Origin of the sequence: Mycolicibacterium septicum DSM 44393 (assembly GCF_000455325.1) — a bacterium.
In the GTDB taxonomy this organism is placed as follows: Bacteria; Actinomycetota; Actinomycetes; order Mycobacteriales; family Mycobacteriaceae; genus Mycobacterium; species Mycobacterium septicum.
The window spans coordinates 3,818,821-3,826,466 of sequence record NZ_HG322951.1; the positions used below are offsets into that span (position 1 = coordinate 3,818,821).

The 7,646-nt window shown below is 63.9% G+C and carries 10 protein-coding genes; 6 read left to right on the forward strand and 4 right to left on the reverse strand.

What is annotated here, in order from left to right; genetic code table 11:
* Positions 1 to 4 precede the first annotated feature (4 nt).
* The 3 genes from TX88_RS33885 (at position 5) to TX88_RS17935 (ending at position 1,870) form a co-directional block, all read left to right on the forward strand.
* Entirely contained in the window at positions 5 to 145 is a 141-nt protein-coding gene (locus TX88_RS33885) for a winged helix-turn-helix domain-containing protein (RefSeq protein ID WP_409365883.1), read from the forward strand.
* Positions 146 to 557: 412 nt separating this feature from the next.
* Positions 558 to 953 carry a BlaI/MecI/CopY family transcriptional regulator gene (locus tag TX88_RS17930; RefSeq protein WP_043370820.1) on the forward strand — a complete coding sequence of 132 codons (396 nt, stop codon included), beginning with the start codon at positions 558 to 560 and terminating at the stop codon, positions 951 to 953.
* The gene (locus TX88_RS17935; RefSeq protein ID WP_019348596.1) at positions 950 to 1,870 is read left to right on the forward strand and encodes a M56 family metallopeptidase; all 921 of its coding nucleotides are present in this window, start codon (positions 950 to 952) and stop codon (positions 1,868 to 1,870) included. The genes TX88_RS17930 and TX88_RS17935 overlap by 4 nt, the downstream gene beginning before the upstream one ends.
* Before the next feature lie 128 nt (positions 1,871 to 1,998).
* Here TX88_RS17935 and ctaE read toward each other — a convergent pair whose 3' ends face one another.
* Positions 1,999 to 2,595 carry an aa3-type cytochrome oxidase subunit III gene (ctaE, locus tag TX88_RS17940; RefSeq protein ID WP_019348597.1) on the reverse strand — a complete coding sequence of 199 codons (597 nt, stop codon included), beginning with the start codon at positions 2,593 to 2,595 and terminating at the stop codon, positions 1,999 to 2,001.
* A 426-nt stretch (positions 2,596 to 3,021) separates the two neighbouring features.
* Between ctaE and TX88_RS34295 the strand changes: the two genes are divergently transcribed.
* Together TX88_RS34295 and TX88_RS17955 are read left to right on the forward strand one after the other, a co-directional pair.
* Positions 3,022 to 3,894, forward strand: coding sequence for a hypothetical protein (locus tag TX88_RS34295; protein ID WP_131722456.1), 873 nt, complete (start codon positions 3,022 to 3,024; stop codon positions 3,892 to 3,894).
* 255 nt (positions 3,895 to 4,149) lie between these two features.
* Positions 4,150 to 4,749 carry a hypothetical protein gene (locus TX88_RS17955; RefSeq protein WP_234713578.1) on the forward strand — a complete coding sequence of 200 codons (600 nt, stop codon included), beginning with the start codon at positions 4,150 to 4,152 and terminating at the stop codon, positions 4,747 to 4,749.
* Between the two features lie 334 nt (positions 4,750 to 5,083).
* Here the strand turns inward: TX88_RS17955 and TX88_RS17960 are convergent, their stop codons facing one another.
* The 3 genes from TX88_RS17960 to TX88_RS17970 all read right to left on the reverse strand — a co-directional run bounded on the left by TX88_RS17960 (position 5,084) and on the right by TX88_RS17970 (position 7,081).
* On the reverse strand, positions 5,084 to 5,716 hold the full coding sequence (locus tag TX88_RS17960) for a class I SAM-dependent methyltransferase (protein ID WP_019343365.1): 633 nt from the start codon (positions 5,714 to 5,716) through the stop codon (positions 5,084 to 5,086).
* A gap of 29 nt (positions 5,717 to 5,745) precedes the next feature.
* Positions 5,746 to 6,348, reverse strand: a complete 603-nt coding sequence (locus TX88_RS17965) for a methyltransferase family protein (protein WP_019343366.1) — start codon at positions 6,346 to 6,348, stop codon at positions 5,746 to 5,748.
* Between the two features lie 70 nt (positions 6,349 to 6,418).
* On the reverse strand, positions 6,419 to 7,081 hold the full coding sequence (locus TX88_RS17970; RefSeq protein ID WP_019343367.1) for a DsbA family protein: 663 nt from the start codon (positions 7,079 to 7,081) through the stop codon (positions 6,419 to 6,421).
* Positions 7,082 to 7,127: 46 nt separating this feature from the next.
* Between TX88_RS17970 and TX88_RS17975 the strand changes: the two genes are divergently transcribed.
* Positions 7,128 to 7,505 carry an ArsR/SmtB family transcription factor gene (locus tag TX88_RS17975; RefSeq protein WP_019343368.1) on the forward strand — a complete coding sequence of 126 codons (378 nt, stop codon included), beginning with the start codon at positions 7,128 to 7,130 and terminating at the stop codon, positions 7,503 to 7,505.
* Positions 7,506 to 7,646: the final 141 nt, after the last annotated feature.

The following is a 7,646-nucleotide window of genomic DNA, read 5'->3' on the forward strand; positions in this document are numbered from 1 at the left end:
GATCCTGGACCGGGTGTGGAATTACGGGTTCGGCGGGAAGTCCAGCATCGTCGACCTCTACATCTCCTACCTGCGCAAAAAGGTCGATACCGACCGCGAGCCGATGATCCACACCGTGCGCGGCGTCGGCTACATGCTCAGATGATCGCGTGGGATTGCGATTGCCAAACCTGTGCGGAAGTCTATCGCTAGCCCACCCCGATCCTGAGCGCTGGCTCACATCCGACACCGCCATCTACGCAGGTTGTACGTAAGTTGTTGTCCGGCGGGCGCGCAAAGCGCTGCGCGCTGAATTCGTCATGTCGGCGCCGGGTGCGCTTTCACCGGTCACGGCTGTGGGGCGAGATGTCGTGCCTTCGGGGGTTTCGAGCAAGGGCGCTCACCACCTACTAGCGAAGTGCGTAGTTGTACCTCACCAGTGCAGAACGTGGGTGAGGTGATGTTCGGGGTTCTGCGGCGACGGCGCAGCAGCGTGTGGGGTGGGGCCAGCGATGGTGCAAGGCACGGCGAGCCGCTAGCCTCACAGCAACGGCGTCTTGCCGGCACGGCACGAGGGGATGGGAGTGGTCGTTCTGGGCCAGCAGCGAGGATTTGGCGACTTGGAGGCTGTTGTCATGGACACGGTGTGGTCCTACGCCGAACCGGTAACAGTGCGTGACGTATTCGACGAGTTATCGCAGCAGCGCGATATCGCTTACACGACGGTGATGTCCACCATGGATAACTTGCACCGCAAACGTTGGTTGAAACGCGAGCGGGTGGGCAGGGCCTACAGCTACTGGCCGGCGATGACGCGTGAGGAACGTTCGGCCGACCTCATGCGGGAGGCGTTGCACACCGGTGGAGACGCCGACCTTGTTCTGAACTTCTTTCTCACCAAGATCAACGACGAAGAGTCTGCCCAGATTCGCGCTGCTTTGCGCAAAGCGGCGCGTCGACGTCCACCGTCATGAACGCCGCCTTCTGCCTCTTGCTGTACGGCGCGGTGTTGACCTGGCAGGGTCCTCCCGTACTCAACCGGCTGACCCGCAGTGGCCGCAGTCCACGGCTGTCGGTGACGGTGTGGTTAACGGTGATTGGCCTCGCCGTGGGGGTGTGGCTTGCGGCAGGGTTCACCGTGTTGCGCGAACTTGCCTCAGTCCATCCCGCCGGACGGGTGAGGTACTGCCTGGACATGCTTCTGGCGCTCAACCATGTGGGATGGGCAGGTCATGTGGCCTTGGTGGTGGTCGGCGCGGCGGCGCTGGCCACCTCAGCGATCGTGGCGCGGCGTGTGATCGGGACGCTACGACAGTTCTGCAGGCGCAGCCGCGAACATGCTGATGCGGCGCGCATTGCCGGTTTGGCCACAGACGACCCCAGGGTGGTGGTCCTACTGACCGACGAGCCCACTGCGTACTGCGTGGCAGGCCGACCGCACACCATTGTGGTCACCTCCGGCGCCGTCCAGACTCTTGACGACGACGAATTGGCCGCGCTGCTCGCCCATGAGCAGGCCCACGTAGCGGGTCGCCACACCGAGTTGCTCATGCTGCTGCGGGCGTTGGCGACTGCGATGCCACGCCTTCCCTTGTTTTCGGCGTCGGTACACGCGGTCGGCGCGTTAGTTGAGATGCGCGCCGACGACTCCGCCGCGCGGCGCCACGGGCGCGAGCCGCTGTTGAGCGGGCTGGCCCGGCTGGCCGGGCATTCCCCAGTAGTAGCGGGTGTCACGCTGGGGGCCGCCGCCACCGCCGTGACCGCTCGCGCCGTTCGCTTGAGCACACCCGTCGGATGGATGTCGCAATTCGTCCACCGCCTGGCGCTGTCGGGGACGTTGACGATGATCACTGGCGCACCTGTTGTGATCACGTTGCTCTGCCATCGTTGAACCACCCTATGACCGTGCGGGGTAGCCCCGCACGGTCAGTCGTCGTGGTGCTGTGCGGTTCTGCGCTCTCGGTGGCGGCAAAGGGCAGTGAGACCGTGCACGCCCGGTCACCGCGCCCTATTGCGGGATCACCTAACGAAGTAGATGGTGGCGAACAGGGCTATCCACACAATGTCGACGAAATGCCAGTAGTAGGACACCACAATGGCAGCGGTTGCCTGCGCCGGGGTGAACTTGCTCATCTTTGTGCGGGCGAGCAACAAGATGAAGGCGACCAGGCCGCCAATCACATGCAGGCCATGGAATCCGGTCGTGATGTAGAACACCGAACCGTAGGCGCTGCTGGCCATCGTGGTGCCCTCGTCGACCAGATTGAGATATTCGTAGCCCTGGCCGAGCACGAAAAACAATCCCATCACGAATGTCACGACATACCAGCGGCGCAGCCCGAAGACGTCACCTCGTTCAGCGGCGAATACGCCCATCTGGCAGGTGAACGACGAGGCGATGAGAACCAGGGTGACCGGGACGGCCAGCGCGAGGTTCAGCTCGGTAGGAGGTGGTGGCCAATTTTCACCTGCCTGGGCGCGGGCGGTGAAGTACATCGCGAACAGGCCCGCAAAGAACATCAACTCACTGGACAACCATACGATGGTGCCCACCGCCACCATGTTGGGGCGATTCAGTGAATGCACGCGCGCAGTGATCGCGGTTGGAGAGGTCATGGCATCCCTTTGATTCCGGGCGAGCGATCGCGGATCTACGCTTCAGGATAGTACTATCTAAAATAGTAGATTCGCGGTGCCTGCGACGGGTTACTGTGGGTCACAAGGCAATCTAGAACGGTATGTGGTGCTCGTGCCCGGCTGGAACGCATTGTCGCGCCGACATCCGAGTGCTGGCATGGGCCTGTGTGAGCGTGGTCGGATCGGGTCCGTTGATGCCAGCAATTCCCGGGAAGGCTTCGTGGTTTCTGGAAGTTGACCCGCGTTGGTTCTTCGAGTGTTGACCCACCTATGCGCCTGAGCATTATCGGTGCTGGCTGAGTCAGTGGCGATGTTCTGTGGCGGGGGAGTCCTGGTTGTGGCGGTGTTGCTCGGCGGGGTTGTCGTTGTCGGCGGGGTAAGCGTGGATCACCGGGAGCATCCTCGATGGCTTTGAGTCTCAAACCGCACGCCAGCATCGCCGATGATGACGATCGCGGGTTGGTCCGACATCCCTACCTGTATGAATCATTGACCGACATCGCGTTTCTCGGCCGCCGCGCCCAAATCTGGGGTGAGCTGGTGATCGCCAGCGGCGCGGGGCCCGGCGCTGATGTTCTCGATGTGGTTTGCGGCACCGGCTATTTCACCCACCGCCTCGCCGAGGGTGTTGTTCCCGGGGGCGCCTGGCCCACATTGCGCCGACCACGCAGTGGGCGGCGCGAGGATCGGATCCATGAGCTCACGACGAACCCTGGAAATGCCCTCTTTGTCGAGGACCTCAATCCGCAAATCGCTGGTGCGGAAACGAAACGTCTAATGTGCTGCGGTTGCGAAAGCGCGCGCCTTCTGCGGGATACGCACCCGGTAGTCAGCCTGATGGTCCCTGCTTGCCGCGGTGGGCACCAGCCCTGTGTAAGAGGCGTTTTCAATGCTGACGCCGTAACGTCAATCCTTCTCCAGGCTCTGGATTTCATCTCTGGCAGCCGACAGGTCTGCGACGAGACTCTCGATGTCGGTCACCTTCAGATCTATATGGTCAGCATGAAGGTGAGCCACTCGCTCAACGCGCCCGTCGGCGAACTGGAACCCAACAATCTCCACGGCCGCACGCTCACCACGGCGAGTGCCTCGGAAGAATCGGAAGCGGTCGTCCGCCGGCCCTTCCCAGGCATCGACGTGGACAGCTCCCTCGGGAGGGCCAATAGAGCCATTCTGGGCGGTCATGGGGCGAAGCCTACGCCTTCGCACTTCTGTGCGTCTGCCACTCAAAGCCCGTGCAAGCTAGGCAATCGACTCCGAAAAGCATCCTGGCGCTAGATAATTGAGTTCCTCGGGTCGGCACTGCGGCGGATAACTGCGCCATCTGAGCCCTGTCGCAAACAAAACCAAATGGACGACCGCTACAGCCCGCCGCCGCGGACACTTCCTTCCGCTGTGACCATACGCATGCAAGGATACGCATATGACGCTACGGGCGGTGCAACCGGCAGCCCGAATCGGCAGCGTGGCCGGTGCCGGGAGGTTTCGGCGATGAGCTCGGCTACTACGGTGGATGGGCAGGGGAGCAAACCGGTGTCAACGGTCCTGGCCGCTGCGGCGTTCACCGCGGCGATACTCGGGCTCGGATATCTGGCATTCGGTCTGCTCACTATGCTGGTCTTCACCGCCGGGTTCGTGGGCGGGCTGCTGCTGTGGCTCCTGGTGCCATCGCGCGGGTCCTGGGCCGATATCAAGGTGCCGTACTGGGTCGCCCTGCTGCTATTCGCGCTGCACCGCGTCGAGGAGAACCGGATGGGGTTCTTCCGGTTCCTGGCCGAAGTAACAGGGTTGCCGACACCGGAACTGTCGTCGCCTCCGCTCGTGCTGCTGCTGGCCCTTTCGGTCGGCGCATGGCTAGTGGTGCCATTCCTGATGGCACGCGGCTTGCGGTTCGGGCGTTACTTGGCGTGGACGTTCTTTGCTTCCATGGGTGTCACCGAGCTGGCGCACTTCCTTGTGTTCCCCTGGTTCAGCGATGTTGCCTGGCACTACGTTCCAGGGATGTGGACAGTGATAGCGCTGGCCCCTGTCGCCTGGTTTGGCATGTGGCGGCTGGCCCGCGGCGCCAACGTGAAACCTATTCTCAGCGGCCCCGAACAGACGACCGCGACGCCCTCGTCACCGACAGAATGAACTACGCCACGTTCTTGCCTGCCTGAGCAGCGCGGTTCGAGAACACACATGAGCGACGAGGGCCGGGACACCTACGGGTGGTCTGCTGGCATGCGTTGAGCCTGGTGCCAGGGCAGACCAACAATCGTTCACGCCAGAGGTACATCGGAGGGTTGTCATCCAACTCGGTTTTGGGTGCTGAGCGAGGAGATCGGCACGCGTCGGATCGGTGGCGTTGGGGATTCCGCGATCGCTGGATTCGGTGAGTGCGGCACTGCCGGTGATGAATTCGGTCATGTGCGGCTTGTTGGGTGATGGTGTCCAGGTCGGGCTTGCCGCCGCATTGCAGGTCAGCTTATGGGATTTTGCGGGCGACAACGCGTTCGACGAGCCCAAGGGTGAACCGCTCCACGCGGTCGGCGTCGAGGTCGCTGGCCGACCGAATGTGGTTGAGCGGGCGGCGCAGGAAATGTTCGCCGCCTAGGGGAACAGTGAACAGTTCCAGAAACCGCTGTACGGCCCGCACGGGGGCCGCACTGCTGCGGATGTGGTCGACCAGGATGAGCTGGCCACCTGGGCGCAGTACCCGGGCCATTTCGGCGAGCGCTTGGGTGTGGTCGGGGATGGCGCACAGCCCGAAGGTGCAGACCACGGTGTCAAAGCTGGCGTCGTCGAACGGCAGGTGGTGGGCGTCGGCCCGTTGCAGGGTGGCGGTGCGCCCGAGGTCGGCGGCGCGCTGGCGGGCGAGATCGAGCATCTGCTCGCTCCAGTCGATCCCTGTCAGCGTGACGTCATTGCGGTAGAAGGACAAGTTGAGTCCGGTGCCGATCGCTACTTCCAGAACGTCGCCGGCGGCCTGCTTACAGACCCAGTCGCGGGAATCGCCGAATAGGTGGCGGTCGAAGAATCCGATCTCGCGGTCGTAGGTGCGGGATTTCTTGTCCCAGTACCGGTTCCAGCGGGCGGTGTGATCATCTGATGTTGCCATGGGCTCACCTCGCGTCACCGGCCAGACGATCAGGCACGTCCGATGTGGGGAACAAACCGGCCGACAGTCTCACAGTAGTCGCGGTAGGCCTGGCCGTGAGTGGCGGTCAGGTAGGGCTCTTCGACCACGCGGACCTGCAGTTCGATCGTGACCGCCAGCGCCCCGAACGCGGCCAACGCAAGTGGATTGGGGGTCATGAGGGTGATGCCGGCGGCGAAGGTCAGCATTGCGGTAAAGATCGGGTTGCGCGCCAGGCTGAACACGCCGTGGCGTACCAACGGTGTGGTCTCACTGGGGTCGACGCCGATGCGCCACGACGCACCCATGTCGCGTTGGGCGTAGAGGGTCGCACCGATCCCCGCGACCGCCAGGACCGTGCCGGTTGTCTGGATCCACGGCACCTCCAGGGTACCGACCGGGTCGAGGATGCCGAGTAGTTGCAGCAGGGGCGCGGCGAGGCCCGCGAGGATGGCGGCGATGAACCCTGCCCCGGCCAACCATTCCAGTGAGCCGGGGCGGCCGTTGATCCCGCGGAATCCGGTCGAACCGGTGTGACGGTACTGGGTCCAGCTGCGCCAGCCGAACCCCAACAGGGCGAAGACCAAGTAAAGGGCGAGCGCGGTGATAGGCATCGGGGTGAGTCCTCCTGTCCGGGTGCAGAGCTGGCCGAGTGCTGACGGTGTGCTTTCGGTACGGGCGGTCCTATTCGGCGAGCGCCTTGTCGAGTGCTGCGGTCACGTCCTCGTAGCTTCGGGGCTGGAAACGAGTGCCGTTGAGGAAAAATGTCGGGGTGCCCTGCACGCCCAATGCTCGACCATCGGCCACATCGAGCCGGACGCGCTCCAGTGTCGCCGGATCGGCGTAGGCCGCGTCGAAGGCGGCCATGTCCAGGCCGAGTTCTGCGGCAAATCCACGGAAGACATTGTCGGCCGGGGTCTGCTTCTCACCCCATTGCGCCTGGGTGTCATACATTTTCTTGTACATCGCCTCGAATTGGCCCTGCTGGGCGGCAGCTTCCACCGCCCGCGCGGCCCGCTCGGCGTTGACGTGTGCCTGTAGTGGGAAGTAGCGGATCACGAAGTTCACCCGGTCTCCGTATTCGCCCCGCAGCTGTTCGATCACCGGGTAGAGCGCACGGCAGCCCTCGCATTCGAAGTCGAGAAACTCCACGAACGTCACGTCGCTGCCCGCCACCGTGTTCAGCCGGCGGCTGTTCTCGCGCACCACCTGCCCGACGGCCTCGCTGGTCTCTGGCCGCTGCGCGGTGGTCGGCCCGCGATCACGCGCCGACAGGTAGACCAGAACGCCGATCGCCAGGGCGGCGATGACAAACGCGGTGAGCAAAATACGCCTGGAACGGGCCATGCAGACGTCCTTCCTTAGACATATCAACATACATTAGGATGTGAGTATGGACGAGCAATCGGTAGATGCCTGCGACCTGCTGTGCCTGGACCTGCCGCACGCCGAGGCGATCCGCACCGCCCTCCCAGGCCTGGAGCGGGTCGAACCCGCCGCCGCCGCCGCTCGCGCCCTGGGCGACCCCACACGCCTCACGATCGCCGCGGCCCTGCATGACGGTGAGGAGATGTGTGTCTGCGACATGGCCTGGGTGGTCGGGGCCCCGCAAAACCTGGTGTCCCATCACCTGCGTCAACTCAAGGTCGCCGACATGGTGGTCTCGCGCCGCAACGGACGCCTGGTGATGTACCGGCTGACTGAGCGCGGCCGTGCCTTGACCGCCGCGGTGCTCGGAACTTCTGTGCGCACGGAGGCTGACCGTGTCTGACGCATGCTGCGGACCCCAGGACGACACCGAGCCGCAGGCTGGTCCCGAGAAACTGTGGCAGGTCCGCGAACTGCAACTGGCCGCGCTGTCGGCAGTGTTGCTGCTGGCCGGCTGGCTGGTCGCCCGAGCGGGATACGAATC